General features: G+C 69.0%; 26 protein-coding genes. 14 read left to right on the plus strand and 12 right to left on the minus strand.

The window, feature by feature from the left end; all coding sequences use genetic code 11:
• Window positions 1–12 precede the first annotated feature (12 nt).
• The 5 genes from AB0L60_RS29355 to AB0L60_RS29375 all read left to right on the plus strand — a co-directional run bounded on the left by AB0L60_RS29355 (window position 13) and on the right by AB0L60_RS29375 (window position 5,178).
• Window positions 13–747 (plus strand): SDR family NAD(P)-dependent oxidoreductase, encoded by a 735-nt coding sequence (locus AB0L60_RS29355; protein ID WP_364620242.1) that lies wholly within the window; start codon window positions 13–15, stop codon window positions 745–747.
• Window positions 748–884: 137 nt separating this feature from the next.
• Entirely contained in the window at window positions 885–1,919 is a 1,035-nt protein-coding gene (locus tag AB0L60_RS29360; protein WP_364620245.1) for a 3-oxoacyl-[acyl-carrier-protein] synthase III C-terminal domain-containing protein, read from the plus strand.
• A 6-nt stretch (window positions 1,920–1,925) separates the two neighbouring features.
• Complete coding sequence (locus AB0L60_RS29365) at window positions 1,926–2,825, plus strand: hypothetical protein (RefSeq protein WP_364620247.1); 900 nt, start codon at window positions 1,926–1,928, stop codon at window positions 2,823–2,825.
• A gap of 32 nt (window positions 2,826–2,857) precedes the next feature.
• Window positions 2,858–3,610, plus strand: a complete 753-nt coding sequence (locus AB0L60_RS29370; protein WP_364620250.1) for a glycosyltransferase — start codon at window positions 2,858–2,860, stop codon at window positions 3,608–3,610.
• Window positions 3,607–5,178, plus strand: coding sequence for a class I adenylate-forming enzyme family protein (locus AB0L60_RS29375; RefSeq protein WP_364620253.1), 1,572 nt, complete (start codon window positions 3,607–3,609; stop codon window positions 5,176–5,178). The genes AB0L60_RS29370 and AB0L60_RS29375 overlap by 4 nt, the downstream gene beginning before the upstream one ends.
• On the opposite strand, the gene AB0L60_RS29380 is transcribed toward AB0L60_RS29375, so the two are convergent.
• The 3 genes from AB0L60_RS29380 to AB0L60_RS29390 form a co-directional block, all read right to left on the minus strand.
• A complete protein-coding gene (locus AB0L60_RS29380; protein ID WP_364620256.1) occupies window positions 5,146–6,459 on the minus strand; it encodes a hypothetical protein in 1,314 nt (437 codons plus the stop codon). The genes AB0L60_RS29375 and AB0L60_RS29380 overlap by 33 nt on opposite strands.
• 15 nt (window positions 6,460–6,474) lie before the next feature.
• Complete coding sequence (locus AB0L60_RS29385; protein ID WP_364620258.1) at window positions 6,475–7,716, minus strand: Ig-like domain-containing protein; 1,242 nt, start codon at window positions 7,714–7,716, stop codon at window positions 6,475–6,477.
• A gap of 64 nt (window positions 7,717–7,780) precedes the next feature.
• Window positions 7,781–8,875, minus strand: a complete 1,095-nt coding sequence (locus AB0L60_RS29390; protein WP_364620488.1) for a UDP-N-acetylmuramate dehydrogenase — start codon at window positions 8,873–8,875, stop codon at window positions 7,781–7,783.
• A 41-nt stretch (window positions 8,876–8,916) separates the two neighbouring features.
• Here AB0L60_RS29390 and AB0L60_RS29395 point away from each other — a divergent pair, with 41 nt between their 5' ends.
• The 3 genes from AB0L60_RS29395 (at window position 8,917) to AB0L60_RS29405 (ending at window position 10,763) form a co-directional block, all read left to right on the plus strand.
• Window positions 8,917–9,402: a DUF2505 domain-containing protein gene (locus AB0L60_RS29395; protein ID WP_364620260.1), complete on the plus strand. Its 486-nt coding sequence runs from the start codon at window positions 8,917–8,919 to the stop codon at window positions 9,400–9,402.
• Between the two features lie 75 nt (window positions 9,403–9,477).
• Entirely contained in the window at window positions 9,478–9,993 is a 516-nt protein-coding gene (locus tag AB0L60_RS29400) for a DUF2505 domain-containing protein (protein ID WP_364620262.1), read from the plus strand.
• Window positions 9,963–10,763, plus strand: coding sequence for a class I SAM-dependent methyltransferase (locus tag AB0L60_RS29405; RefSeq protein ID WP_364620265.1), 801 nt, complete (start codon window positions 9,963–9,965; stop codon window positions 10,761–10,763). Before AB0L60_RS29400 ends, AB0L60_RS29405 begins: the two co-directional genes overlap by 31 nt.
• Before the next feature lie 24 nt (window positions 10,764–10,787).
• On the opposite strand, the gene AB0L60_RS29410 is transcribed toward AB0L60_RS29405, so the two are convergent.
• Window positions 10,788–12,278 carry a hypothetical protein gene (locus AB0L60_RS29410; RefSeq protein WP_364620268.1) on the minus strand — a complete coding sequence of 497 codons (1,491 nt, stop codon included), beginning with the start codon at window positions 12,276–12,278 and terminating at the stop codon, window positions 10,788–10,790.
• A 72-nt stretch (window positions 12,279–12,350) separates the two neighbouring features.
• Window positions 12,351–12,968, minus strand: coding sequence for a hypothetical protein (locus AB0L60_RS29415; RefSeq protein ID WP_364620270.1), 618 nt, complete (start codon window positions 12,966–12,968; stop codon window positions 12,351–12,353).
• A 112-nt stretch (window positions 12,969–13,080) separates the two neighbouring features.
• On the opposite strand from AB0L60_RS29415, the gene AB0L60_RS29420 reads away from it, so the two are divergent.
• Window positions 13,081–14,244, plus strand: a complete 1,164-nt coding sequence (locus AB0L60_RS29420) for a DUF2993 domain-containing protein (RefSeq protein WP_364620272.1) — start codon at window positions 13,081–13,083, stop codon at window positions 14,242–14,244.
• Here the strand turns inward: AB0L60_RS29420 and deoC are convergent.
• The gene (gene deoC, locus AB0L60_RS29425; protein ID WP_364620275.1) at window positions 14,241–14,900 is read right to left on the minus strand and encodes a deoxyribose-phosphate aldolase; all 660 of its coding nucleotides are present in this window, start codon (window positions 14,898–14,900) and stop codon (window positions 14,241–14,243) included. The two genes, AB0L60_RS29420 and deoC, sit on opposite strands and share 4 nt — an antisense overlap.
• A 72-nt stretch (window positions 14,901–14,972) precedes the next feature.
• On the opposite strand from deoC, the gene AB0L60_RS29430 reads away from it, so the two are divergent.
• The gene (locus AB0L60_RS29430; protein WP_364620277.1) at window positions 14,973–15,521 is read left to right on the plus strand and encodes an N-acetyltransferase; all 549 of its coding nucleotides are present in this window, start codon (window positions 14,973–14,975) and stop codon (window positions 15,519–15,521) included.
• Window positions 15,522–15,603: 82 nt separating this feature from the next.
• Window positions 15,604–16,485, plus strand: coding sequence for a formyltetrahydrofolate deformylase (gene purU / locus AB0L60_RS29435; protein WP_364620280.1), 882 nt, complete (start codon window positions 15,604–15,606; stop codon window positions 16,483–16,485).
• A 57-nt stretch (window positions 16,486–16,542) separates the two neighbouring features.
• On the opposite strand, the gene AB0L60_RS29440 is transcribed toward purU, so the two are convergent.
• From AB0L60_RS29440 to AB0L60_RS29465, 6 genes are all read right to left on the minus strand, one after another.
• Window positions 16,543–17,547, minus strand: coding sequence for an alpha/beta hydrolase (locus AB0L60_RS29440; RefSeq protein ID WP_364620282.1), 1,005 nt, complete (start codon window positions 17,545–17,547; stop codon window positions 16,543–16,545).
• A 147-nt stretch (window positions 17,548–17,694) separates the two neighbouring features.
• Window positions 17,695–18,717 carry an alpha/beta hydrolase gene (locus tag AB0L60_RS29445; protein ID WP_364620284.1) on the minus strand — a complete coding sequence of 341 codons (1,023 nt, stop codon included), beginning with the start codon at window positions 18,715–18,717 and terminating at the stop codon, window positions 17,695–17,697.
• Between the two features lie 177 nt (window positions 18,718–18,894).
• Window positions 18,895–19,191, minus strand: coding sequence for a DUF2516 family protein (locus AB0L60_RS29450; RefSeq protein ID WP_354847175.1), 297 nt, complete (start codon window positions 19,189–19,191; stop codon window positions 18,895–18,897).
• Window positions 19,192–19,370: 179 nt separating this feature from the next.
• Complete coding sequence (locus AB0L60_RS29455; RefSeq protein ID WP_364620288.1) at window positions 19,371–20,039, minus strand: heparin-binding hemagglutinin; 669 nt, start codon at window positions 20,037–20,039, stop codon at window positions 19,371–19,373.
• Window positions 20,036–20,572, minus strand: a complete 537-nt coding sequence (locus AB0L60_RS29460) for a helix-turn-helix transcriptional regulator (RefSeq protein WP_364620291.1) — start codon at window positions 20,570–20,572, stop codon at window positions 20,036–20,038. The genes AB0L60_RS29455 and AB0L60_RS29460 overlap by 4 nt, the downstream gene beginning before the upstream one ends.
• A gap of 136 nt (window positions 20,573–20,708) precedes the next feature.
• A complete protein-coding gene (locus tag AB0L60_RS29465; protein ID WP_364620491.1) occupies window positions 20,709–22,004 on the minus strand; it encodes a DUF445 family protein in 1,296 nt (431 codons plus the stop codon).
• Window positions 22,005–22,220: 216 nt separating this feature from the next.
• On the opposite strand from AB0L60_RS29465, the gene AB0L60_RS29470 reads away from it, so the two are divergent.
• The 3 genes from AB0L60_RS29470 (at window position 22,221) to AB0L60_RS29480 (ending at window position 25,744) form a co-directional block, all read left to right on the plus strand.
• Window positions 22,221–22,931: a TetR/AcrR family transcriptional regulator gene (locus AB0L60_RS29470; RefSeq protein WP_354847181.1), complete on the plus strand. Its 711-nt coding sequence runs from the start codon at window positions 22,221–22,223 to the stop codon at window positions 22,929–22,931.
• 112 nt (window positions 22,932–23,043) lie between these two features.
• Window positions 23,044–24,477, plus strand: a complete 1,434-nt coding sequence (locus AB0L60_RS29475) for an AarF/ABC1/UbiB kinase family protein (protein ID WP_364620294.1) — start codon at window positions 23,044–23,046, stop codon at window positions 24,475–24,477.
• A gap of 25 nt (window positions 24,478–24,502) precedes the next feature.
• A complete protein-coding gene (locus AB0L60_RS29480) occupies window positions 24,503–25,744 on the plus strand; it encodes a saccharopine dehydrogenase NADP-binding domain-containing protein (RefSeq protein ID WP_364620297.1) in 1,242 nt (413 codons plus the stop codon).
• Window position 25,745: the final 1 nt, after the last annotated feature.

Raw genomic sequence — 25,745 nt, forward strand, 5'->3', positions numbered from 1 at the left:
AAGCTCAGGGACATGAGCACTCGTACCGCTGTGGTGACCGGAGCCAGTTCGGGTATCGGCGAGGCAACCGCCCGCGAACTCGCCAAGCAGGGGTACCACGTGTACGTCGGCGCCCGCCGGGTCGATCGGCTGGAGCAGCTGGCAGCGGAGATCGGCGGGACCGCGCTGCCGCTGGACGTGACCGACGAGGAGTCGGTGCGCGCCTTCACCGAGGCCGTCGAGCGCTGCGATGTGCTGGTCAACAATGCCGGCGGCGCGAAGGGCCTGGCCCCGGTGCTCGAGGCGGATCTGGACGACTGGCGCTGGATGTGGGAGACCAATGTGCTGGGCACGCTGCGGCTCACGAAGTCGTTGCTGCCCAAGCTGATCGCCTCCGGTGACGGCCTGATCGTCACCATCACCTCGGTGGCCGCGTTCTCCACCTACGACAACGGCTCCGGCTACACCTCGGCCAAGCATGCGCAGGCGGTGCTGCACCGGACGCTGCGGGGCGAGCTGCTGGGTCAGCCGGTGCGGCTGACCGAGATCGCGCCGGGCGCGGTGGAGACCGAATTCTCGCTGGTGCGTTTCGGTGGCGACGCCGCGCGCGCGGCGAGTGTGTACCAGGGCATCGATCCGCTGGTCGCGCAGGACATCGCGGAGATCGTGGGCTTCGTGGCCTCGCGCCCGCCGCACGTCGACCTGGACACCATTGTCGTCAAGCCGCGCGATCAGGCCGAGGCGGGACGTTTCGCCCGCCGCTCGTGAAGTCACCCCTTCGGGTAGGTCAAATGGTGTTGTGCCGCAATGTAGTTCACCTCACATGATCTGAATCATAGATTTTTCAAAACCGAAATACCGGCACTGCTAGCGTCGCCCGCAACCGAGGGCTGCTTGGAGTGAACATGGTGAGATCACGAATCGAGGCGGTCGGGTCCTATCTGCCCGACACCGAGATATCGACCGCGGAGTTGCTGGCCCAGCTGGCCATCGACTCCCCCATCGACCTGGAGCGCATCAGCGGCGTGCGGCACCGCCGCCGTTGCGCCGAGAACGAGGATTCCCTGAGCGTCGCGCTGGCCGCGGCGCGGACCGCACTGGACAATTCGTCCTATGACGCTGCCGATCTGGATATCGTCATCTCCTGCTCCATCACCCGCATTCGCGACGGCGAATTCTGCTTGGAGCCGTCCTTCGCACTCATGATCCGCAATCAACTCGGCGCGACCGGGGCGATCCACTTCGACGTCTCCAATGCCTGCGCGGGCATGATGAGCGGAGTTCTCGTGCTGGATCGCATGATTCGTGCGGGCATGGTGAAACGCGGGCTGGTGGTTTCCGGGGAGTACATCACGCCCATCTCCGACACCGCCGTGCGTGAGATGTCCGAGAAATACGATCCGCAGTTCGCCTCGCTGACCGTCGGCGACGGTGCGGCCGCCGTCATTCTGGACAGCGAGGGCAGCGCCGACGAGGGCATCGACTACATCGAACTCAATACCAGCGCCGGTTTCGCACAGTTGTGCCTGGGCATGCCCAGCGATCGCAGTTCCGGCATCGCGCTGTACACCGACAACCGGGCGATGCACAATGAATCCCGGTATCTGCTGTGGACCACCCGGCAGCGGGATTTCCTGCGCGAGAACGGCAGCAGTTTCGCGGCGGAAGGCTACGACCACGTGATCCATCATCAATTCAGCGCACCCGCGGTGGAATTGGTATCGAAGATCGCCGAACGCGAATTCGACGCACCGGTGCCGCCCGCGCTCATGGTCCTGGACCGCTATGGCAACACCGCATCCACCTCGCATTTCGTGGTATTGCACGACGCGCTCAAACAACAGCGGATAGCGTCCGGGGCGAAAGTACTGATGGTGCCCGCGGCTTCCGGCGTCGTGGCCGGGTTTCTGTCGGTGACGCTCGGCGACCTTCGGGTGTGATGCAGCATGGGAATCGTCATTTCTTCCGTAACCACCGAAATCGGCGGCGGCAGCTCCATCGAGCAGGCGGCGGCCGCGGCACGCCGGGCCATCGCGGAGGCCGGCGCCACGCCGGAGCAGATCGACGCGCTGATCAATACCGGCGTCTATCGCGACTCGAACATGGTGGAACCCGCCATGTCCGCGCTGATTCAACAGCAGGCCGGCATCGGGCTGGAGTATCGCAGCGGCGATGTGCCGTGCCTGTCCTTCGACCTGATGAACGGCGCCTGCGGCATGCTCAATGCCATCCAGGTCAGCCAGGCGCTGCTGGAGGCCCCGACCGTGCACCGGGTGCTGCTGGTCTCCGGTGACGCGCATCCGTCGAAATCCCCCGAGCCGCAGCCGGGGTTCCCGATCAAGCCGGTGGGCGCGGCCATGCTGCTGGAAAAGCGGCCGGGCACAGCCGGATTCGGGGCGCTGCACATCAGCGCCACCGACGGGCGGCCCGCCGCGGAGGGCTTCGTGCGGTTGTCGGAGATGGGCTCGACCGGCCGGTCCTCGATCACCGTGAACCGCACCGGCGATGTGGAAGAGCTGCTGCACCACGCGGTCTCGGCAGCGTCCGAGGCGCTCGACGTGGCCGATGCTCCCCCCGCGCGGACGGTGCTCATCTGCGGGCGGCCCACCCCCGGATTCCCCGGACTACTGGCCGAGCGCCTGGGCATCCCGCCGGAGGCGATCAGCGCCGACGACACCGAGCACTCCGCCTCCCCGCGCTTCGACGCGCACACCTCGGCACTCCCCGTGGCGTATCTGGCGGCCCGCGACAGCGGCAAGCTCGATCGGGCCGACGTAGCCTTGTTCGTGGCCGCCGGGGCCGGGCCGTCGGCCGCGGCCATCGCCTACCGCCTGCCGAAACCGTAAGCCGGGGCGAGGAATCCGCCGGGAGAGGCCACATGAACGAACTGTGGGTGATCGTGCCCGCCTACAACGAGGAGCACGGCATCGCCGGCACGCTGTCCGCCCTGGCCGGGCAGCAGGACCGGGACTTCACGCTGCTGGTGGTGGACAACAACTCCACCGACGCCACCGTCAAGGTGGTGCGCGATTTCGCGGACGCCCATCCGGGTCTGCGTGTCGAGGTGATCACCGAGCCGCGCAAGGGCACCGGCGCGGCCGCCGACACCGGCATGCGGCACGCCATCGCGGCCGGTGCGACCCGGCTGGCCCGCACCGATGCCGACTGCCTGCCCGCCCCCGACTGGACCGCGCGCATCCGGGCCGCCTTCGACTCGGGGCTGCGGCTGATCAGCGGGCAGCTGATCCCGCGCACCGACGAGGGCGTGCGGCTGCGTGATCGCACCATCATCCTGGTCGCGCTGGAGGTGGCCTCCCTGTTCGGGAAATTCCGGCCCGGCAACCGCGATCCGCGCTACCTGGGCCCGTATGTCATGACGCCCGGCTGCAATATGGCCATCACCGCCGAACTGTACGAGGCCGCGGGCGGATTCCCGCGCACCGCCATCGAGGAGCTGCACGAGGATCGGGCGCTGGTGAACGCCGTGCGCACGCTCACCACCGACTACGGGCTGCGCCGGGACATGCGGGTGTACGGCTCCAACCGGCGCGTGCGAGCCTGGGGTGTGCGCAAGACTCTCGCCTGGTACGCCGACCACCGCTACAAACCGGAGCTGGTGGACATCCGGTGAACGCTGGATACCCCTCGGCGGGTGAGGATTTCACCGCGCTGCTCCGCGAGCAGGTGCTACGCACCCCCGACGCGCCCGCGCTGGGCATGATCGGCGAACCGCCGCTCAGCTTCGCCGAACTCGACGCCCGCGTCCGGCTGGTCGTGAAACGCCTGCACGGCATGGGCTTCCGGACCGGCGACCGCATGCTGTTCTCGATCCGGCCCTGTGTGGACGCCGTGGTCATGGTGTTCGGGACCATCGCGGCGGGTGGCACCATCGTGTTCGTGGACCCGGGCGTCGGGCCCGAATTGTTCGCGCGCCGCATCGAATTGGTGCAGCCGAGCTGGGCCGCGACGGAGTCGCTGCTCTACCTGCTGAGCGGGCCGCTGCGCGGGTTCGGCCGCCGGTTCGGGCTGTCGCTGCCGGAGTTCGGGCAGCTGCCGGTGCGGCACATCCGCTGCGGGCCGTGGCTACCGGGCACGCCGCGCGGGGCCCTCCCGCTGCGGCAGCTGGTGGGTTCCGAGCCCGGCTGGCAGGGTCCCGCGACCACATCGACCTTCGACGCGCCCGTCGAGAACCCCGACGCCGAGGCGCTCATCGTCTTCACCTCCGGCACCACCGCCGACCCGAAAGCCGTTGTGCACACCCGCGGTTCGCTGGGCGCGGGCCTGGCGGCCATGGCGGGCTGCACCAGCCTCATGCCCGGTTCGCACCTGCACACCGAACAGCTGATGATGGGGCTGCCCGCGGTGCTGGAGGGCGCACGCTGGTCCATGCCGCGGTACCCGCGCTTCGGCACCCACATCGACCCGATCGGCTTCGCGCGCACCCTCGACACGGCGACGCACGCCTTCTTCACCCCCGCCGACCTGGCGGTGGTGCTGAACGCCGTCGAGGCCGGGCGACTGGTCGCGCCGGTGCACCTGGAGGAAATCTCGCTGGGCGGCGCGCCGGTCACCACCGCGCTGCTGCGCCGCGCCCGCGCCGCACTCCCGGACACCGAATTGCTGGCCGTCTACGGCATGACCGAGATCCTGCCGGTGGCCATCACCTCCGGCGCGGACAAGCTGGCCTTCGAGGGATCCGGTGACCCGCTCGGCCTGCCGGTCGAGGGCGTGGACGCGCGTCTGGCCGACGACGGCGAGCTCATCCTCTCCGGCCCCAATCTGTGCCACGGCTACCTCGGGGGACCACCGCTGAAGGAGATCGCCACCGGCGACCTGGCCCGGTTCGAGGGCGGCACCCTGGTGCTCATGGGCCGCAAGAAGGACATGATGATCCGCGGCAAGACCAATATCTATCCGGGCCTGTACGAACCGGCCATCGCGGGCGTCGAGGGCGTGCGGCAGGCCATCATGGTCGGCATTCCCGACGAGATCGGCGACGAGCGCATCGTGCTGGCGGTGGTGCCGGACCCGGACGCCTCCGATATCGAGGACCGGCTACGCCGCGAATTACCGTCCCTGATCGATGTTTCCGCGCTGCCGGACGACATCGTGCTGGTCGCGGAGATCCCCGTCGGCGGGCGCACCAGCAAGCCCGACCGGGCCGCGCTACGCGCCCGGCTGGCGCAGCGGCTCGGCTGAGGGATCCGGGCGCTCGCGCAGCGCGGTCAGCATCGCGTCCGCGAAATCCGCCGCCCGCCGCTCGGACAGGACCGGTTCCGCGTAGCAGAACCCGAGGCGCATTTCCCCGTGCGCGGTCGCGACCGCCACCGTCAGGACGCTCACACAGGAATTCGACGCGGCCAGCGTCAGCCCCGAAAGCCGCCATGTCCCGGCCGTTTCCGGTAATTCGACCCGTCCCAGATTGGTGACCGACACATTCCACGGCGCCCGCCGATCCACCAGGTCCGCCAGGCGCCGGCCGGATTCCAGCGCCCGGGGCGTCCCGAATCGCATGCCCGCCACCGTCGCCAGATGCCGCCGCTGCCGCACCCCGCGCTCGAGTTGGCGCTTCACCGATCGGGCCGCGGTCCACAGCGGAACTCCGAACGGCACGAATCCGACGAGCACCGGCGCATAGATCCCCAGCTCGTCGTCGGCCGGACGCGGGGAGAGCAATTCCCGGAAATCCACGGGCGACGCGATCCCGGCGATTCCGCTCCCCCCGGAATTCGAGGCGCCGATCGCGGACGCCGCCGCGGCGGCCAGCGCCCCGTGCACGGTGACTCCGGCGCGCCGGCAGTCGGTCACCAACGCCGCCAGCGCTTCCCGATCGAGCACCCGGTGCACGACCCTGGTTCGCCGCTCCGGGAGCGCCGCCCGCGCACCGGCCACGCGCTGCGGCCGCTGCCCGAGCGCTGCCACCTGATCGAACAGCGTCGTATATGCCCACCGCCACCACCCCCGCGCCCCAGCGGGAATCAGATCATCCGCGGCCGGAACCTCCGCACGCTCTGCCACCCCGGCACGCGCCCCCGCCGCATGCCCGATCAGCTTCTGCAGCAACGCCATCAGCGACCGGCCGTCCACGATGAGGTGCGAGATCGTGAGCACGACGTCATGGAACTCGTCCGCGGTCCCCGCCCCGACGGCGATATCGACAATGCGCGCCAACCCCTTCGCGGTATCGAAGGGATCGGCCATCTCGGCATCGATTTTCCGCACCCACGCCTCGGAATCGTGCGACTCCATGCGCCGCACCGGAATTCGCGGCTCAGGCAAAGCCCGGAACCACGGATCCCGGCCCGCCTCGTCCACCACCCCCACCCGCAAGAGCGGATACTCCGCCACCAGCGCGGCGGCCGCCTCCTCCAGCCGCCGGGCCGACACCCGACCGTGAACCCGCACGCGCCCAGCGCAATTCGACGGCGAGATCCGGTCGATGATCCAGAACCACCGCTCCGAGGGGCTCAGGGCGCGCATGTCGCGGAAGGGTTTTCAGCGACCGCCGACGGGCTGGGGCGGGAGCGGGGTGGCCGAGATCTGGTTCTTCGGCTCGCCCTGCAGCGCCGAGAGGCCCTTCCAGGTCTCCCAGTCGATGGTCCAGTCGTAGATGTCGCCGTCCGCCGCGGAGAGCTGGATGCGGGTGCCGGTGACCTCGACCGGGTCGCCGTAGAGGGCGGTCGGGAAGTAGGCCTGGGCGTCGGCCGGGCTGAGGTTGATGCAGCCGTTGGTGACGTTCGAATTGCCCTGGGCGGATACCGATTCCGGATTGGCGTGAATGAACTCGCCATTGTTGGAGATGCGCACGGCCCAGCGTTCCCGCACGTTCGTGTAGAACGGCGGGTTGGACATCATGAAGTCCTCGTACTTCTCGGTCACCACGTGGATGCCGGAGCGGGTGACATTGCGGTCCTGGTTGCCTTCGCCGTAGCTGCAGGCGAAGTCGAAGACGGTCTGCCCGTCGCGCACCACCTGGACGCGGTGGGTGGGGGCGGCGGCCTTCACGATCTGGGCGCGGCCGATGCGGAAGTCGGAGGTCAGGTCGGAGTCGCCGAACAGCCCGCTGCCCATGTCCAGGCCGTACAGCTTGGCGCCGACGTGCACGGTGGTGCCCGGCTGCCAGTACTCGCGGGGCCGCCAGTGCACCCGGGAGCCGCCGTTGTCGTCCTGCAGCCACGCCCACGAGCCCTCGGTCTCCGGGGTGGCGGTGACGACGAGCGCCTTCTCGACCGCGGCCTTGTTCTCGACGTGCCCCTTGAACTGCAGCATGATCGGCGCCGCGATGCCGACCTCCTGGCCGTCACCGATATTGATGGTGGCGGGCGCGGTGTTCTTGGGGCTGATGGTGGTGAACTTGCCGTCGATGGCCACCGGCTTGTTGTCGGTGCCGATGGCGGTGCCGGACCAGATGTAGGTGGCGCCGTAGCCGAGCGGTTCGTTCACCGTGAATTTGCTGTGAGTGGCATCGAAGGTGCCGGTTACCTGCTTGCCATTGGAATTGGTCAGCGCCAGCTGATCGATGCGGCCATTGCTGACCGTCGCCGACACCGCGGTGGTCGGGTTGACATTGTCGGTGCCGCTACCCGGCTCCAGCTTGACGGACGCGACCGGAGCGGCCGGCTGCGCGGGGCCGCCACCACCCTTGTTCGACGACGAACACGCCGCCGCGATCACTGCCGTCGACGCCACCAGAGCGGCCCGCACGGCCGCCCGGCGGGACAGTCCTCGATTACTCACTTGCTCGACCCTACCCCCGCAAACCGTGTATTCCGGACGCTGAATTGGTGGCGAAAGCCACTCGCTACAGGCTGACTCCCACGGTCACGGGTTCCGGATCCAGATGAATGCCGAAGCGCTCAGCAACCCCCTCGCGAACCGTGCGGGCGAGGGTCACCAGATCGGTCGCGGTAGCCGCGCCCCGATTGGTCAGCGCCAGTGTGTGTTTGGTCGACAACCGCGCTGGAGACCCGTCGCCCGGAAAGCCCTTGGCGAAGCCGGCGCGCTCGATGAGCCAGCCCGCCGAGAACTTTACCCCGCCGTCCGCGGGATAGGTGGGCACGGCCACGTCCGCCCCCAGATGTGACGCGATCGCCGCGCGCACCGCGGCCACCTGTGCATCCGGAATCACGGGATTGGTGAAAAACGATCCCGCACTCCAGGTGTCGTGATCCGCCGGATCCAGCACCATGCCCTTGCCCGCCCGCAAACGCAGCACCGCGGCGCGCACCTCCGCCGCGGGCCGGGACTCGCCTTCGGTCGCACCGAGCGCGTTGGCCAGTTCGCGGTAGGCGAGCGGCGCGCTGGAACCGTCAGCACGCAGGGCGAATTCGACCGCGAGCACCACGGCGGCGTCACTGTGCTTGAGAACCGAAGTGCGATAACCGAATCCGAGCTCTGCCGGCCCGGCCCAGCGAATCTCGCCGGTCGCGCGGTCCAGCAACCGCACCCGACGCAGCAAACTCGCCACCTCGACGCCGTAGGCGCCGACGTTCTGGACCGGTGTGGCACCGGCCGAACCGGGAATTCCGGACAGGCATTCGAGACCGCCCGAACCGGCCGCCACGGTCGCGGCCACCACCGCGTCCCAGTTCGCGCCCGCCTCGGCGATCACCGTGTCACCGGTGATCTCGACATCCTCGGTCGCGATCCGCACGGCAACCCCGTCGAACCCGTCATCGCCGATGAGCAGGTTGGAGCCACCCGCGATGAGCAGCACCGGAATTCCGGCCGCGTCCAGTTCGCGCACGGTCGCCACCAGGGCATCGGTGGTCGCGCAGTCGGCGACCGTGGCCGGACCGCCGACCCGCAGGGTCGTCAGCTCCGCCAACGGGACCGCGGCACGCAGCCGCGCACCGGTCGCCGCCAACCGGTCCCGCAGGTCGTCGAACGACACCACCCGAGAAGTACGCACAGGCACAGACGGTAGCCTGTCCGACCATGGCGACACCTCTGGCCTTCACTGCGCACTCGACACATCCCATGGCCGCGGTGCGCGCGGCGTTCGCCGACGAGCAGTACTGGAAGGACCGCATCGAGGCGGTCGGCGGCCCCAATGCCCGTATCGAGAGCCTGGTCATCACCGGTGACCAGGTGCGCGTCGACATGGTGCAGACGATTCCGGCCGAAGAGCTGCCCGCGCAGATCACCGCGATCAAGCCCGACGGCCTGACCATTCCGCGCACCGAGACCTGGCACGGCAGCGGCGGCACCGTCGAGGCCCGCGTGGACGGCGCGCCCGCCACCGTGAACGGCACCCTGATCGTCACCGACGACGGCTCCGGCTCCACCTTCGTGGTGGACGGCTCCATCGACGTGAAGATCCCGCTGTTCGGCAAGAAGATCGAGGCCGCCATCCAGCAGCACCTCACCGAGCTGCTGGAGCGCGAGGCCGAGTTCACCGACGCCTGGCTGAGTTCGCATTGAGCACCCCGGTTCACAGCCGCCGACCCGCCCCAAGGTCACACTGACCGGGGTCGCCCGGCAGTAACCTGAGCGCTCGTGGCACGCCGACTCGACTACTCCGCGCGGTATCCGCTGCACACCACGCAAGAGGTGTACGCCGCGATGACGAACCGCGAGCACTGGGATGCCCGCATCGAGGAGCTGCGCAAGCACTCCCCGAACGACGTCGTCAGCCTCGACTCCGGGGACCATGGCATCACGATCGAACTGCGGCACGTGTTACCCCGCGACACCCTGCCCGAGATGGCGCAGATGGTGGTGCACAGGGACATGGTGATCACCCGCCGGGAAACCTACGGCCCCTACGGACCCGAGGTGACCGGCCAGTACACCGCCGAAATCCCCAACAGCCCAGGCACTCTCGGCGGCACCATGCGTTTGTTCCCCACCGAGACCGGTTGCACGCTGCGCACCTCCTCGCGGGCCCAGGTCCACCTTCCGTTCTTCGGGCGCAGGCTCGAACAGCTCATGCTGGTCAACCTGGTGGACCTGTTCCGCGCCGAAGCCGAGGTGACGAAGGTTTGGCTGGATCAGCAGCACCCCGTCGCGTAGCCAAGCCGATCGGCACGATCACCCGCGGCACCACCGGCATCAACCGGCTGCGCCGCGGCGATCGCTGGATGGCGCACGACTCCCTCGTCGCCGGGCGATTGCTGGATGCCGCGGATCCGCTCGTGGTGGATCTCGGTTACGGCGCCAGCCCCGTCACCACCCTGGAGATGGCGGCCCGGCTGCGGACCGTCCGGTCGGACCTGCGGGTGGTCGGCCTCGAGATCGATCCGGAGCGCGTGGTTCCCGGCCGGGACGGGGTGGTGTTCGCGCGCGGCGGTTTCGAACTCGCGGGCCTGCGCCCGAGCCTGGTACGGGCCTTCAATGTGCTGCGCCAGTACCCGGAATCCGCTGTCCCCGAAGCCTGGTCGACCATCCAGTCCGGTCTGGCTCCGGACGGCCTCCTCCTCGACGGCACCTGCGACGAACTGGGCCGCCGCTGCGCCTGGATCCTCCTCGACCGCACCGCACCCCTCTCCCTGACCCTCGCCTGGGACCCCTTCACCGTCGGCACCCCCTCCGACATCGCCGAACGCCTCCCCAAGGCCCTCATCCACCGCAATGTCCCCGGCGAACCCATCCACACCCTGCTCACCGCCGCCGACCGGGCCTGGGCCGTCGCCGCGCCCCTGGCCCCCTACGGCCCCCGGGTCCGCTGGCGGCACGCCTCGAACCTCCTGCGCGAGCAGGGTTTTCCGCTCCACCCCTACCGCCGCCGCCTGCGCGACAACCTGCTCACCGTCCCCTGGTCCGCCGTCGCACCCCTGCCCTGAACGGGTACGCCGGCCGAGCGCGGATCAGGGGAGCTTGTGGCGCAGCTCCTGGATCGTGCCGGAGATCGCGGCCGGGGCCAGCAACGAGCGCGGGGCGAAAGGCTGCCGCCAGAGACCCCCGTGGGCCGCGCCGGCGGCGAAGAGGGCCTCCGGGTTGGCATTTCGGGGCTCGTCGCCCCCGAACAGATCCGCCACCAGCTTGGCGGCCAGCAGGGTGCGGGCAGTGGCGGGGTCGAAGACCTCGATGCCGAAACGGGAGGCGGCACGGTATGCCGCAGTGCGCCAGGGGTATTCGCGGGTGACACTGCGGGTCCAGGCGGGCGGGGCGACCGTGAAGGACACGGTGCGCTCCGCGGCCCGGGCCAGGACGGCCCGCCAGCGCGGAAAACGTTGGGCCAGGGCGTAATCCGGTCCGGCCAGGGCGGGCAGATTATCGAACAGCCCCCAGGCCCCGCCCTCGGAGTCGAAGATCGGGCGCGTGTAGTTGAGGCGATAGAGCGAGTGCGGGGCCACGCGGTGCAGGAGGTCCTGGGCGCTGCCACGGATACCGCGCTCCGCCAAGCGATCCCGGGCCGCCGCCACCACGGAGGCGGGCACGGCGTAGGTGTCGGTCGGCGAGCCGATGAGCGCCAGAGCGGCATCGGAATGATGCCGCAGCAGGGTTTCGGCGAGCACGTCGGACGCGGCGGCGAGCCGGACACCGGCCGCCCCGGGCAGCCCGGCATACAACCCGAGCACCGGCCGGGCGTCACTGTGCGCGGTGATCCACCTGGCCAGAGCGGGAAAACTCCGGGAGATGTCCACGCCGGGTTCGCCGTCCGCGACCGGGAACCGCATGACCCCCGCCCCGGCCTTCGCGACCGCCCGCAACCGCTCCCATCGCACCCGGCCCGGCCGATCCACCGCGAGCACGTCCGCGCCCCACCCCAGCAGCGGCCGCAGCGGTCCGAGCTCGGCGTCCGCACCGGTCACGGTCACCCGGAAACCGGGCAGCCGCAACCATTCCGGATGATCGACGACCTGCTCGATCGCCGCCACGAAGTCGGCTTCCAGAATCCCGCGGGTCTGCCACTCGGCCAGTCGCAACCGCAGTGCTTCCTCGGCCAGCAGCAGCCCGCGCCACGGCACCTCGAGGCGTTTCACCGCGGGGGCCTCGCCCGGGACCTCGGCGGTCTCCAGGACCGTCCCGCCGGCCTCGGCGTCCACATCGACGGTGTCCAGCGCCGCCACCGTGCGCCCGACCGTGAACCGCAGCATGTGGCGCACCGCGCCCAGCCCCGCCTCGGCCATGCCGATCGAAGCCTCCGGCGCGCCGATGGCCAGCGCCGTCATGCCCCGGAAAACCCGGTGGTAGCCGCGCCGCCAGTCGCGGCAGGTCTCCACCGACTGCGCCAGATCGGCGTCGTAGGGCCGGATCGCGTCGGCGACCACGGCCGCCGAGAACATGTCCGCGATCCGCTCGGGCGGGCCCGGCGGAAACACCAGGTCCCACACGTCAGCACCGACCGTCCGCATGAACAGTCACCCTGCCATGAAATGAGCCGCCGCAAAACTCGACGATCACTCCGCGAAAACCCCGGCAGGCCCCTAACGCGGGTCCTCCTGGGCACGGGTCAGGGCCCGGTGCAGCCGGGCCGCCGTGGCCGGATCCAGAGCGGTACTGGCGGAACGTATTTCGGCGCGGGCGCAGCGGTGGATGGCGACCGCGTCGGCCACCACCTCGTCCAGCGCGGCCTGCCCGATCCCGGCCTCGGCCAGATCCAGCACGGTCCGCAGCGGCGTGGTCACCAGGAAGGCCCCCGCCGACTCCACATCCTTGCGGGCGAAGCTGCGCCGCAGCACCACCAGCCGCGGCGACAGCGGGAACCGCCCGACCCGCGCCGACAGGTGCACGAACCGCGGCCGCAACCGTCCCAGCCCGTGCAGTTCGGCGGCGCTGTGGTGCGAGACCGCCGCGGCCCCGTCGAACCAGGCCGACCACATGGCGTACTCGTCGAGCGGCCCGTCCGGCCAGTCGGCCATCCGCAGCAACCCGACCCCCGAACGCAGGATGCTGCCGTCCCGCAACCCGTCGCGAATCCGGACCTCACATCCGGTGCGCAGCACCTGACGGGTGGTGAAATACCCCGCGTGCCGCGCGGCCTGCTCCCGCAACGCGCGCCATCCGTACTCCGGATCGGGCTCCGGTGCCGCGTACCCAGCCATGACATTCAGGATAAGCGGCACCCATGTGCGTTATGTCACAATCCACACCTGTGAGCCGACACCTCACAGGATGCACAGAGCTCACTCAGAAAGCTCGGGAAGAATCGCCTCCATGAATCCGGAACCCACCTCGGACGACGCGATCAAGCGCGACGCCACCGTCGCGCAGCCGGACAACCCTGCCGCGCGGGCGGTCGAATTCGGCAAGCCGGACAGCACGCCCACCGAAGTCCTGGGTGCGGAGCACGACTCGCCCACCGAGGTGCTCAACGGCCAGGGCGCCGCCACCGACTGGTGGAACGACCCCACCGCCCAGCACGGCGCCCAGCCCGCCCCCGACCTCGGCGCACAGCCCACCCAGGCCCTCCACCCGGGTGAGGCGGCCTATGCTCTCGGCGCCACCGCCGGTCCGGGCCACTCGACCGGTGCCGCGCCGACCGCGGTGCTACCGGCCGGCACCGGCACCTCCGGTTCGATTCCGCAGCCCGGCGGCACGCAGCTGCCGCCCGGCACGCCGCCGCCCCCGATGAACGGCGGCGGCGGGCAGGGCGGCTCGTCCGGCAAGCGACGAAATCGCAAGCGGACCCTGCTCATCGTGGGCCTGGTGTCGACGCTGCTGGTGGCGGGCGGCCTGGCGGGCGGTGAGGCCTACGCCCGCAACAAGGTCGAGAAGTGCATCAGCTCGCAGTTCCAGGCGCAGATGGGCTCCAAGATCGATGTGTCGTTCGGCTGGAAACCGCTGCTGCTCACCATGTTCGACCACAAGGTCGACTCGGTGACGGTGAACAGCGACGACTCCAAGTTCGGCCCCGCGCAGGGCATGGTCGTGCACGCCACCTTCAAAAACCTCGAAATGTCCGATGGCGGCCAGCAGGCCACCGTCGACAGCTCCACCGCCGATGTCACCTGGAGCACCGATGGCATCACGAAGACGCTGGGCGGCTTGGTCTCCGGCACCACCGCCGATCCCGGCTCCGGCACGCTGAGCTTCGCGGTGCTGGGCGGCCTGGCCCAATTGCAGGTCAAGCCAAAGATTGTCGGCGACAAGATCGAGGTCGACACCCTGCAGGCCTCGCTGCTCGGCTTCGGCCTGCCCACCGATCTCGTCTCGGGCATCGTGGATCTCATGACGCAGAGCCTGCAGAGCTATCCGCTGGGCCTGCAGCCCACCAAGGTCGAGGTCACCAAGGACGGCCTGCACGTCGCGCTGCAGGGCGGGCACACCGAGCTGAAGGCGGATCCGAACCAGCAGCAGCAACAACCGCTCGACTGCTAGTCCGGAAACCCTTCCAGCACTTCACGAGACCGCGACAGTCCCAGCCGCGTGGCGCCGGCGGCGATCAGTTCCGCCGCCTGCGCCGCGCTCCGGATGCCGCCGCTGGCCTTCACCCCGAGCCGCCCGCCGACGGTCTCCGCCATCAACCGCACGGCATGCGCGCTCGCACCGCCCGCGGGATGGAATCCGGTGGAGGTCTTCACGAAATCCGCGCCCGCCCGCTCGGCGGTCCGGCACACCTCGGCTATGGCTTCGTCGGTGAGCGCGGCGGATTCGATGATCACCTTGAGCAGCGCCCGATCCCCGACCGCCTCGCGCACCGTGACGATGTCCGCCAGCACCGCGTTGTAATCGCCGGCCCGCGCCGCGCCGACGTCGATGACCATGTCCACCTCGGCCGCGCCCTGGTCCACCGCCAGCCGCGCCTCGGCCCCCTTGACCAGCGAATGATGTTTGCCGGAAGGGAAACCCGCGACCGTGGCCACCACCAGCCCCGGCGCACGCACCGGCAGCATGGACGGCGACACGCAGATCGCGAACACGCCCAGTTCGCGCGCTTCGTCCACCAGCGCGGCCACCTCGGCGGGCGTGGCATCGGGCGACAGCAGGGTGTGATCGATCATCGCCGCCACGTCGCGACGGGAAATCTGTGCCATGAGCACCGAGTTTGGCACACGCCCGGCGAATTTCGTTGCGGGCCGCCACCGTTGTCGCGCAGACTTGTAGGCGTGCTGATCCGTCGTGAACGTACCGGCGATGCCGCCGCGATCGACGCGGTGCACCGCAGCGCCTTCGATCGCTCCGCGGATGCCGACGGTGATACCCCCTCTTCCGAGCCGATCGGCGACCCCGTCGAAGTCGGTCTGGTCCATCTCCTCCGCGACGACGGATCCGCCTGGATCCCAACCCTGTCGCTGGTGGCGGAGTTCCACGATCAGATCGTCGGGCACGTCTGCCTCACCCGGGCCGGCATCGGCCCGTTCCCGGTGCTGGCGCTGGGCCCGATCGGCGTCCGCGCCGACCATCAGGGCAAGGGCATCGGCTCGGCTCTCATGCACGCGGCCCTCGGCGCCGCCGACGCTCTCGACGAACCACTGGTGGGTCTGCTCGGCAGCCTCGAGTACTACCCGCGCTTCGGTTTCGTCCCGGGCAGCCGGCTGGGCATCGTCCCCGACCAGCCGGAGTGGGCCACCCACTTCCAGGTCCGCCCGCTCACCGCCTACGAGCTCGAGATCAAGGGCGAATTCCGCTACGCCGACGCCTTCTACATGCTGTGAGCGGCGCCCGGCATGCGATGAGCGGCAGCACTGAATCACCCCTTTGATCCGGTGCCCGGCGGTTGCTGGGAGGATATCCGGTATGAGTTCCACCCTGGACGACCGTCGTTACGTGCTCACCCTGGGCTGCCCGGATCGTCCCGGCATCATCGCCCGCATCACCTCGTTCATCGCCGATTTCGGCGGGTCGATCGTGGAGGCGGGCTATCACTCCGACCTGGAAACCGGGTGGTTCTTCACCCGGCAGGCGCTCGAGGCCACCACCGTGCCGTTCGACCTGGACGAGCTGCGCAGCCGCTTCACCGCCGTCGCCGCCGACCTCGGCCCGGAGACCGACTGGCAGGTACACGACTCCGGTGAGCGCCGCCGCGCGGTGCTGCTGGTCTCCAAGGACGGCCACTGCCTGCACGACCTGCTCGGCCGGGCCACCAGCGGCGAGCTGCCCGCCACCATCGAGGCCGTCATCGGCAATCACCCGGACCTGGCCGGCATGACCGAGGCGCACGGCATCAAGTTCCACTACGTGCCCTTCCCCAAGGACCCGGCCGAACGCGGCCCGGCCTTCGAGCAGGTGCGCGACCTGGTCGACGCGCATGACCCGCACGCCGTGGTGCTGGCCCGGTTCATGCAGGTGCTGCCGTCGGAGCTGTGCGAGCACTGGGCGGGCAAGGCCATCAATATCCACCACAGCTTCCTGCCGTCCTTCGTCGGCGCGCGCCCCTACCACCAGGCCTTCGCCCGCGGCGTCAAGCTGATCGGCGCGACCTGCCACTACGTCACCGCCGAGCTGGACGCGGGCCCGATCATCGAGCAGGACGTCACCCGCATCGACCACTCCGACACCGTGCGCGACATGGTCCGCCAGGGCCGCGATATCGAGCGGGTGGTGCTGGCCCGCGGCCTGCGCTGGCATCTCGAGGGCCGGGTGCTGGTGCACGGCCGCCGCACCGTCGTCTTCGAATAGGACCCGAAAGGCCAACACGCCTCGGTTTTCCCAGGGCGGGCGTTGTCGTCTCCGAGGTCAGCCGGCGACGGCGACCGGGGCGCGGCGCGACCGGCGGATCACACGGTGCAGCTCCACATTGAACGCCTTCTCGGCCTCGATGTTCACCAGATGCCCGGTGGGCAGAATGGTGTACCGGTCGAGATGTCCGGCGGCGGCGAGGGTGTCGGCGATCTCGCGCGAATGCACCTCCGGCAGCAGCCGATCGTGCGAGCCCGCGATCACCGTGGTCGGGACCGTCAAATGCGCTGCGGCACCGTGCAGATCGAGTTCGAGCAGACCCCGGGCCACGGCCGCGCGCACCGACGGGCGGCAGGAACGGACGATCGAGGTGCCGAAGAGGATCTGGTCACGGGTGGCGGCCGGAGTCATCAGCCGATGCTTGGCGATCAGGTTGGCCGCGGGACCGCCGGGCAGCGGCACCGGCGTGCCGAACAGCGCCAGCGCCAGCCAGTCCGGGCCCGGGATCACATCATTGAGCAGCGGAATCACTGTGGCGCGGTTGGGAATCTGACGCGCGGCGGTGGTGGCCAGCAGCACCGCCGAGGCCTGATGCTGGACCTGGTGCGGATAGCGGTCGGCCCACGCCTGAATGGTCATGCCGCCCATGCTGTGCCCGACCAGCACCGCCCGCCGGCCCGGGCGCAGCACCGCGTCGAGCACATCGGAGAGGTCGTCCGCGAGCTGATGGGCGCTGAAAGTGCGTGTGCCGCTTTCACTTTCGCCGTGGCCGCGCTGATCGAACGCGACCACGCGGTATTCACCGGCGAAGGCATTGATCTGCGGGTTCCAGTATTCGATGGCACAGGACCAGCCGTGCGCAAGCACGATGACCTCACCGTCGGCCGGACCGTAGGCGTGCACGCGCAGCTTCGCGCCGTCACGCGTGGTAACGGGGATGACCTCGGTGGGCCGCAGGGTATTGAGCGATGCGGTCCGGTAATTCCGGGACCGCAGCCCGGAGCGGAAGGGCGCGGTCAGCGCGTCGGCGCCGACACCGGCCTCTGGCAGTTTCACCAGCATGAGCACTCCTTTGTGTTCCAGACCACCGTAGCGCGCTAACCAAGGTGCTTGCAATCGCAAGCAGGGATATATCTTCTTGCTCTACAACTATGTTCGTTGTGACTGCCGTCTCCGTTAAGGAACCTCAGGGGTGGGCGAGCCCACCCCTCAGGCGCCCACCACCCGCGCGGGGATTCCGAACGCGGACTTGGCGATCCGGTCGAGTTCGGCATTGAACTCCCGGTACGCCTCCACATTCCCCAGGTGACCGGTCGGCAGGATCCGGTACCCGTCCAGGCTGCCGGTCGCGGTGAGCATCTCGACGATCCGCTCCGAGTGCACCGGCGGGGTCATATCGTCGGCCGACCCGGCGATGACGGTGGTCGGCACGGTCAGCTTGGCCGCCCCGCGCCCGACATCCAGGTAGGACAGCAGGGCCCCGAACCGGCCGCGCACCCGCGCCGGGCACGAGCGCACGATGTTCAGGCCGAAGGCGGCTACGTCGCCGACCACGGCCAGGCTCATGATCTGCCGTCGGAACACCCACGTCACCGGCAGGATCGGCGGGAAGAGAATCGGGGCGCTCAGCCCGAGCAGGCCGACCAGGAACGGCAGCCTGGCAATGCCCCGATTGAAGAACGGGACCACGGTGGTCTCGGCGATCAGGTCGCCGGCCGCGGTATTGGTGAGCAGCACCGCGAGCAGCTGCCGCCGCACCCGCTGCGGATACCGGCCCGCCCAGGCCTGAATCGTCATGCCGCCCAGGCTGTGTCCCACCAGCACCGCACGCCGGCCCGGCTTCAGCACGGCGTCCAGGACATCGGCGAGATCGTCCGCCAGCTGGTCGATGGTGAGCGGGGCGGTGCCCTCGTCGCTCTCCCCGTGGCCGCGCACGTCGTAGGCGATGACGCGGTATTCGCCGGCGAAGGCGTTGATCTGGGGGTTCCAGTATTCGAGGCAGCAGGTCCAGCCGTGCACGAGAACGATCACATCGCCGTCGGCCGGGCCGTAGGCGTGCACCCGGAGCCGGGCGCCATCGGAGGCGGTGACCGGGACGACCTCGCAGGGACCGGCCGGCGGATTCAGATCCGCAGTGCCGTAGGTCCGGGTGCGCAGGTCCGCCCGGTGCTCACGCACCAGGTCACGGACCTTCCGGCTGAGGTTCGCCCGGTGAGGCAGCATTGCCCGCATAGGACACTCCTTTGTGTTACTGCCAGATACAGTAACCCGCGCCGACCCGCGCTTGCCAGTGCAAGCACCCGAAAAGTTCCCGAGCCGGAACCCACCTCACCCCGGCCAGCGCATTGATGTGAAAAAATGACCGCCACCCGGATGATCCGGAGTGGCGGCCGAGTGTCTCGAACGCGGTTACCAGCGCGGCCCGCGCTGGATCTCATCCACCTTGGGCCGGACATCGGCGAGGTAGACGCCGGTGGCCACGATCGCCGCTATACCCAGAATCCCCACCGGGGTCTGCGCCAGTAGCAGGGCGCCCAGCGACGCCAGCAGAATCGCGATCCACACCGGCTTGGTCAGCTTGTCCACGGCCGTGAAGGCGTCCGGGCGCTGGCGAATCGCGTGTACGAGCGCGAACACCGTCATGCCGAGCGCACACAGCTGCAACACCGTCAAGATCAAGCTGGGGATTCCCATCACCTCACCCATCATACGGGTGAAGCCCTGCCCACCAGGGCTTCTCACCACGACACGGGTTGCGGAACTCCGATGCTCACACCGCCCGGTGGCACCGCATCCTGCGGAGGGTGGCCGCGTTCCCTGAAACGCGGCCGCCCTCGCACACGTGAGTGTGCGAGGGCGACAAGCTCTTTCGCGAGGTGCGAGATCTACTTCTTGGCGGGGGCAGCCTTCTTGGCGGGGGCAGCCTTCTTGGCCGGAGCCTTCTTGGCGGCAGCCTTCTTGACCGGGGCCTCGTCCTCGACCGGAGCGGTCTCGGTGGTCACGTCCACGACCTCGGCGTCGACGGTCTCCTCGGCCTCGGCCTCTTCCTTACCGGCGAGTCCGATGTAGGGGCCGACCTGGTCGGTCACCTTGCCGATGATGTCCTGGGTCTGCGACAGCAGGTCGTTGTAGCGGGTCTCGACCTGCTCGAAGCGCTCCTCGAAAGCCGGGTTGCTGCGCAGCTTCTCGACGGTCTCCTCGCCGCGGGCGGCCAGGTCGGCGTACAGGTCCAGCAGCTGGTGGTAGTACTGGTCGACCAGCTTGCGCAGCTCCTCGGCGGTGGCCTTCTCGCGCAGCTCGGCCAGGTCCTCGGGCAGCTCGGACGGCAGCGCCTGCACGCGCTGGCGCAGGGTCTCGGCCTGCTCCTGCAGGTCGGCCGGGAGGTTGGCGACGCGCTCGCGGGCCTCGTCGATGCGGCCCTGGACGTCGGCGGAGGTGGCGCGCTCGCGGATCTGCGAGACGGCGTCGAGCACGGCGGCGTAGATGGCGTCACCCGCGCCGACCGTGGCGTAGATCGGCTTGGTCACGGTCGCGGTCAGGTTCGATTCGGTCATGATGGTTCGCTCTCCTGGCGTGGCGGAACTTCGGTTGTGCGGTGCGGAACCTCGTTGTCCCTGTCTCCCCCGGGAACGCCCCCCATTAGGTCCGTTGCGTCCCCTCTGTCCTCGTTCGCCTGGTTTTCCCGGCAGAACGATTCATAGATGTCCAGGAGGACCTGCTTCTGACGTTCGGTCAGGCCGGCATCGGCCAGCAGGGCATCCCGGACAGGGCCGTGCGGCCTCTGCTCGAGGTACCCGGCCCGCATGTACAAGACCTCCGAGGAGACCCGCAGACCCTTCGCGATCTGGGCGAGTACCTCGGCGGACGGGTTGCGCAGCCCGCGCTCGATCTGACTCAAGTACGGATTGCTCACCCCCGCCAGCTGTGCGAGCTGACGCAGCGAGACCTGGGCGGCCTCGCGTTGCGCCCGGATGAAGCCCCCGATGTCGTGAGCCGCGTTGGCTACGCGACCCGTCCGATCTGCGGCGGCGGATGTCTCCGCGCTGTCGCCCTCGATCGGTTCGGGAACCTCGGGATCGTGCTTCATCACTCACCTTCCGGCGGTTGTGCGGTCAATTCTAGGACGGGGTGCTAGCTCTTGCAAGCGCTCTGCTAGCGCAGTTCACCGAATGGCGCGTGGCAAACAGGCGGCGCTCCGCCCGCAGCGCTTATTGGTCAAATGTTCAGCCATTGAACAGCAAATGGGAGATGGCATAGATGACCAGGCCCGCCAGCGAACCGATCACCGTGCCGTTGATGCGAATGAATTGCAGATCCTTGCCCGCCGCCAATTCGATCTTGCGGCTGGCCTCCTCCGCATCCCAGCGGGCAACGGTGTCGCTTACCAGCGACGCGAACTCGGCGCCGTAGTTCGTGACCAGGTACCGGACGCCGCGCTCGAGCCAGCCGTCCACCTTGTCGCGCATGGCGGCGTCGGTCGAGAGCCGCTCGCCCAGCTGCTGCACATTGTCGGCCACTTTGCGGCGCAGCGTGGAATTCGGATCGTCGGCCGACTCCAGGATCATGCGCTTGGCCGCCCGCCAGGTGGCCTGCGCCATCCCGGTGACCTCGCGCCGGCCCATGAGCTCGGTCTTGATCTTTTCCGCCTTTTCGATCATGGCGTCGTCGAATTGCAGATCGTGGGCGAAATCCTCGAGGAAGCGATTCGCCGCCAGCCGCACCTCGTGATCGGGCTGGGTGCGCACCTTCCAGGTGAATTCCACCAGCTCCCGATAAATGCGCTCGGCCAGCAGCGAATTCACGAATTTCGGGGCCCAGGACGGCGCGTCCCGGTTCACGATGCGGTCCAGCGTCTCCTGCGAGTCCAGCGCCCACTGGTGCGCGCGCTCGGCCAGCAGGTCCAGCAGCGGAGCCTGCCGGTTGTCCGCGATCAGCTCGTTGAGCACCTTGCCGATGGGCGGACCCCACAGCGGCTCGGCGATGCGCTTGACGATGGTGTTGTCGATGATCTGCTCGACATCCTCGTCGCGCAGCACGCCGATGACCGCGCGCAATATGGTCGCGCTCTCGTCGGAGATGCGTTCCGCGTGCTCCGGCTCGGCCATCCAGCGGCCGAGCCGGAGCGGGATCTGCGCGGAATTCACCTTGACAGTGACGGCATCCGGCGACAGGAAATTGGTGCGCACGAATTCGCCGAGTCCGGCGCCCACCTGATCCTTCTTCTTGCGGATGATCGCGGTGTGCGGAATCGGCAGGCCCAGCGGATGCCGGAAGAGCGCGGTGACGGCGAACCAGTCGGCCAGCGCACCGACCATGCCGGCCTCGGAGGCGGCCTTCACATAGCCGACCCACCCACCGCCCGCGCCGCGCGAACTCATCCAGGCGCAGACGATGTAGATGATCGTGGCCGCGGCGAGAAAGCCGGTGGCAATGGCCTTCATGCGCCACAGTTCGCGCTTCTTGCCCTCTTCGTCCAGGAGATCGGCGAACGCTCCGCCGCCGTTGGGTGTGGTCTTCATCGGCTTCGGCTCGGTCGTGTCGAGTACCCCGGCACCGCCGGCAGGTTGCTCCATATCGTCCATTCTGGCGCGTGGTGTGACGAACTCCCCGCCACCGGGCCCTTCCCGATCGGCGACGATCCACAGCATGGGAGGCTTAAGCTGAATAGGCCCAGGCCCAGGACGCGAACAAGGAGCCAACGCAGCGTGACCACCAAAGGCAGCGTGAGTGCCGCCGTGGAGGCGGCCACCGGTCCACGCGGTGGTCGTGTCGACGGCCGCAAACGCCGCTGGCAACAGCACAAGATCGACCGGCGCGAGGAGCTGGTGGACGGCACCCTCGCCGCCATCCGCAAGCGCGGCGGCGACGCCGGCATGGATGAGATCGCCGCCGAGATCGGCGTCTCGAAAACCGTGCTCTACCGATATTTCTCGGACAAGCAGGACCTGACCCGCGCCACCATGGAGCGGTTCATCGAGACCACCCTGATGCCGCGCATCTACGAGGCCATCAGCGACGACCTCGACGAGTATCAGCTGGTCCGCAATACCTTGGCGGCCTATGTGCACACGGTCGACTCGGACACCGATGTCTACCGGTTCATCATGGGCAACGGCTCGGCCACCGACACCTCCACCCTCGCCGATTTCGAGAAGCTCTTCGCGCAGGTGGTCTCGGCGGTCATCATCGACAAGTCCTTCGACCGCGGCATCCAGACCGAAGGCGCGATGCTGTGGTCCTACGTGCTGGTCGGTGGCGTGCAGCTGGCCACCGACTGGTGGATCTCCAACCGCACCATGTCCAGCGAGGAAATGCTCGACTACCTCACGATGATGGCGTGGAGCGCCATCGAGGGCATGGTCCGCGCAGGCGGCGACCGGCACTACTTCAACGCGCGCCCGCATGTGCTGCCGGACCCGGAAAACCGCGAAAACAGTGCTAGCTGACGGCTAGCACTGGAGTTCGCAGTGTGGTTAGTCTGAACCCGGCGGACCGCACCACGGGGTCTCCGCCGTGTCGGCACCAACGGGGGTGTTGGCTCCCCATGGAGGGTCACTGATGGCGAAAGAGCTGCCCACATCCAGGCTTGCGCGGGGGACGAAGCTGGGAATTGCCGTCGCCGGTAATGCCTTGCGCGCCCAGAAGACTCGACGATCCATGCGCGGCCGCTCCGAGGCCGTGCGGGCGCGGATGGCCGAGGAGTCCATGATCCGGGCCACCGAGCAGATGGTCATGGTGCTGGGCACCATGAAGGGTGTGGCCATGAAGCTCGGGCAGATGCTGTCCGTGCTGGACCTGGATCTGGTGCCGCCGGAGCATCGGGAGCGGTTCCAACGCCGGCTGGCGGTGCTGCGCGACAGCGCGCCCACGGTGTCGTTCGAGGTGATGCGGGCGGTCATCGAGGAGGACTTCGGGCAGCCGCTGGAGGCCGTTTTCGCCGCATTCGATCCGGAACCCGTGGCCGCGGCCTCGATCGGGCAGGTCTACAAGGCGACGCTGCACGACGGCCGCGAGGTCGCGGTGAAGGTGCAGTACCCGGGGATCGACGTCGCGGTGCGCGCGGATCTGAAGAACCTGGCCATGTTCCGGCGCATCCTGCAGTCGGCCATGCCGTGGGTGACCCCGGCCGTGCTGGACGAACTGCGCCTGAATCTGGAGAGCGAACTCGACTACGTCGCGGAAGCCACTACCCAGAAACAGATTTCGGAGTTGTTCGCCGGGCACCCGTTCATCGTGGTGCCGACCACCTACCCGGAGCTGTCCACCACCCGCGTGCTGGTGAGCGAGTACTTCCCGGGCCGCGGCTTCGACGAGATCCGGGAACTGCCTGCGGCGGAACGCAATCGGATCGGCGAGATCATCTACCGCTTCTATGTGGGCTCGCTGTTCACCTTCAACGAGTTCTGCGGCGACCCGCATCCGGGCAATCTGCTGCTGGGCCCGGACGGCCGGGTGGCGTTCCTGGACTTCGGGCTCTTCAACCGGATGGATGCCGAGCACGTGCACTTCGAGGCCATCTGTATTCGCGCCGCGGCCGAGGAGCGGGCCGAGGATCTGCGCGATCTCATGGTCGAGCGCGGGATCATCGATTCGCCGGAGGAGATCACGCCCGAGGAGTGCCTGGAATACGTGCTGGCGGCCTGCGAGTGGGCGCTGGTGGACGAGGATCTCACCATCACTCCCGAATTGGCCTCCGGCGCTTTCGTTCTGGCGGTGGATCCGCGGGCCGGCGAGTTCACCGGGATGAAGCAGCAGAATCTGCCGCCCGAGCACCTGTTCTCCCGGCGGGCCGACTTCCTCACCTTCGGCATGCTGGGGCAGCTGGAGGCGACCGGCAATTGGCATCGCATCGCGCGCGAGTGGCTCTACGGGGACGAGCCGGTCACCGAACTCGGCCGCGCCCATCATGACTGGCTGGCAAGCCGCCCGGCGCCGGCGCCGACCACCGGGGGGCCGACCAAGAAGACCCGTAAGCGCGCCGCCAAGGCGTGAAACCTCACCGACGGGAAAGAGGGCCATGGCCAACAGGGAATTCGACATCGTCCTATTCGGGGCGACCGGCTTCGTAGGCAAGCTGACCGCGCAGTATCTCGCCGAGGCGGCACCGGCCGGTGCGCGCATCGCGCTGGCCGGGCGGTCGCCGGAGAAGCTGGCCGCCGTGCGCACGGAACTCGGGGCCGCGGCGGCGGAATGGCCGCTGGTGCAGGCGGATTCCACCGATCAGGCCAGCCTGGACGCGCTGGCGGCGCGCACCTCGGTGGTGGTCACCACCGTGGGCCCGTACCTGCGCTACGGGTTGCCGCTGGTGCAGGCGTGTGCCGAGAAGGGTACGCACTACGCCGATCTCACCGGTGAGCCGCTGTTCATCCGGGAGTGCATCGACCGCTTCGGCGAGCGGGCCGCCGAGACCGGCGCGAAGATCGTGAATTCCTGTGGCTACGACTCGATTCCGTCGGATCTGAGCGTGTATCAGCTGTACAAGCGCAGTGTCGCGGACAATGCCGGCGAGCTCACCGACGTCACCCTGGTGGCCTGGCTCAAGGGTGGCGCCAGCGGCGGCACCATCGATTCCGGGCGGGCCATGATGGAGGCCATCGCGGAGGATCCGAGCAAGGCGTCGGTGATGTCGCACCCGTATTCGCTGAGCCCCGACAAGGCGATGGAGCCCGATGTCGGCCGCCAGAGCGATCAGGCGCTCTCGCGGGCCTCGGCCATCGATCCGAGCCTGGACGGCTGGGTGGCGACCTTCGTCATGGGCGCGCACAATACCAAGATCGTGCGCCGCTCCAATGGCCTCCTGGGCTGGCCGTACGGCAAGAATTTCCGCTACCGGGAGGTCATGAGCGCGGGATCCTCGGCCACCGCGCCGCTGGTCGCCGCGGGCATCGCGGGCGGGATCGTGGCCACCATGGCGGCGGGCGCCGTGCTCTCGCGAGTGGCCGTGGGCCGCAAGCTGATCGACCGCATCGTGCCCAAGCCGGGCACCGGGCCGAGCGAGCAGGCCCGGCGCAGCGGCTGGTTCACCATGCGCACCTTCGCACACACCACCTCGGGCGCGAAGTACGAGTGCACCTTCGCCGGCAAGGGCGACCCGGGCTATCAGGCCACCTCGGTCATGCTGGGCCAGTCCGGCCTGTGCCTGGCCTTCGACAGCCTGCCGGAGCTGGCGGGCATTCTCACCCCGGCCTCGGCCATGGGTGACGCGCTGACCGAGCGGTTGCGCGCGGCGGGCATCACCATCGAGGTCGCGCCCGTCTGAC

The organism is Nocardia sp. NPDC051981 (genome assembly GCF_040680715.1).
Lineage (GTDB): Bacteria > Actinomycetota > Actinomycetes > Mycobacteriales > Mycobacteriaceae > Nocardia.

Excerpts from the sequence above, each read along its gene's own strand:
- AB0L60_RS29415 (WP_364620270.1), bottom strand. The coding sequence starts at position 12,968 with ATGGCTGGGTACGCGGCACCGGAGCCCGATCCGGAGTACGGATGGCGC.
- AB0L60_RS29465 (WP_364620491.1), bottom strand. The coding sequence starts at position 22,004 with ATGAAGACCACACCCAACGGCGGCGGAGCGTTCGCCGATCTCCTGGAC.
- AB0L60_RS29360 (WP_364620245.1), top strand. The coding sequence starts at position 885 with ATGGTGAGATCACGAATCGAGGCGGTCGGGTCCTATCTGCCCGACACC.
- AB0L60_RS29480 (WP_364620297.1), top strand. The coding sequence starts at position 24,503 with ATGGCCAACAGGGAATTCGACATCGTCCTATTCGGGGCGACCGGCTTC.
- AB0L60_RS29395 (WP_364620260.1), top strand. The coding sequence starts at position 8,917 with ATGGCGACACCTCTGGCCTTCACTGCGCACTCGACACATCCCATGGCC.
- purU (WP_364620280.1), top strand. The coding sequence starts at position 15,604 with ATGAGTTCCACCCTGGACGACCGTCGTTACGTGCTCACCCTGGGCTGC.
- AB0L60_RS29365 (WP_364620247.1), top strand. The coding sequence starts at position 1,926 with ATGGGAATCGTCATTTCTTCCGTAACCACCGAAATCGGCGGCGGCAGC.
- AB0L60_RS29420 (WP_364620272.1), top strand. The coding sequence starts at position 13,081 with ATGAATCCGGAACCCACCTCGGACGACGCGATCAAGCGCGACGCCACC.
- deoC (WP_364620275.1), bottom strand. The coding sequence starts at position 14,900 with ATGGCACAGATTTCCCGTCGCGACGTGGCGGCGATGATCGATCACACC.
- AB0L60_RS29380 (WP_364620256.1), bottom strand. The coding sequence starts at position 6,459 with ATGCGCGCCCTGAGCCCCTCGGAGCGGTGGTTCTGGATCATCGACCGG.
- AB0L60_RS29450 (WP_354847175.1), bottom strand. The coding sequence starts at position 19,191 with ATGGGTGAGGTGATGGGAATCCCCAGCTTGATCTTGACGGTGTTGCAG.
- AB0L60_RS29455 (WP_364620288.1), bottom strand. The coding sequence starts at position 20,039 with ATGACCGAATCGAACCTGACCGCGACCGTGACCAAGCCGATCTACGCC.
- AB0L60_RS29410 (WP_364620268.1), bottom strand. The coding sequence starts at position 12,278 with ATGCGGACGGTCGGTGCTGACGTGTGGGACCTGGTGTTTCCGCCGGGC.
- AB0L60_RS29355 (WP_364620242.1), top strand. The coding sequence starts at position 13 with ATGAGCACTCGTACCGCTGTGGTGACCGGAGCCAGTTCGGGTATCGGC.
- AB0L60_RS29460 (WP_364620291.1), bottom strand. The coding sequence starts at position 20,572 with ATGAAGCACGATCCCGAGGTTCCCGAACCGATCGAGGGCGACAGCGCG.
- AB0L60_RS29370 (WP_364620250.1), top strand. The coding sequence starts at position 2,858 with ATGAACGAACTGTGGGTGATCGTGCCCGCCTACAACGAGGAGCACGGC.
- AB0L60_RS29440 (WP_364620282.1), bottom strand. The coding sequence starts at position 17,547 with ATGCTGGTGAAACTGCCAGAGGCCGGTGTCGGCGCCGACGCGCTGACC.
- AB0L60_RS29475 (WP_364620294.1), top strand. The coding sequence starts at position 23,044 with ATGGCGAAAGAGCTGCCCACATCCAGGCTTGCGCGGGGGACGAAGCTG.
- AB0L60_RS29445 (WP_364620284.1), bottom strand. The coding sequence starts at position 18,717 with ATGCGGGCAATGCTGCCTCACCGGGCGAACCTCAGCCGGAAGGTCCGT.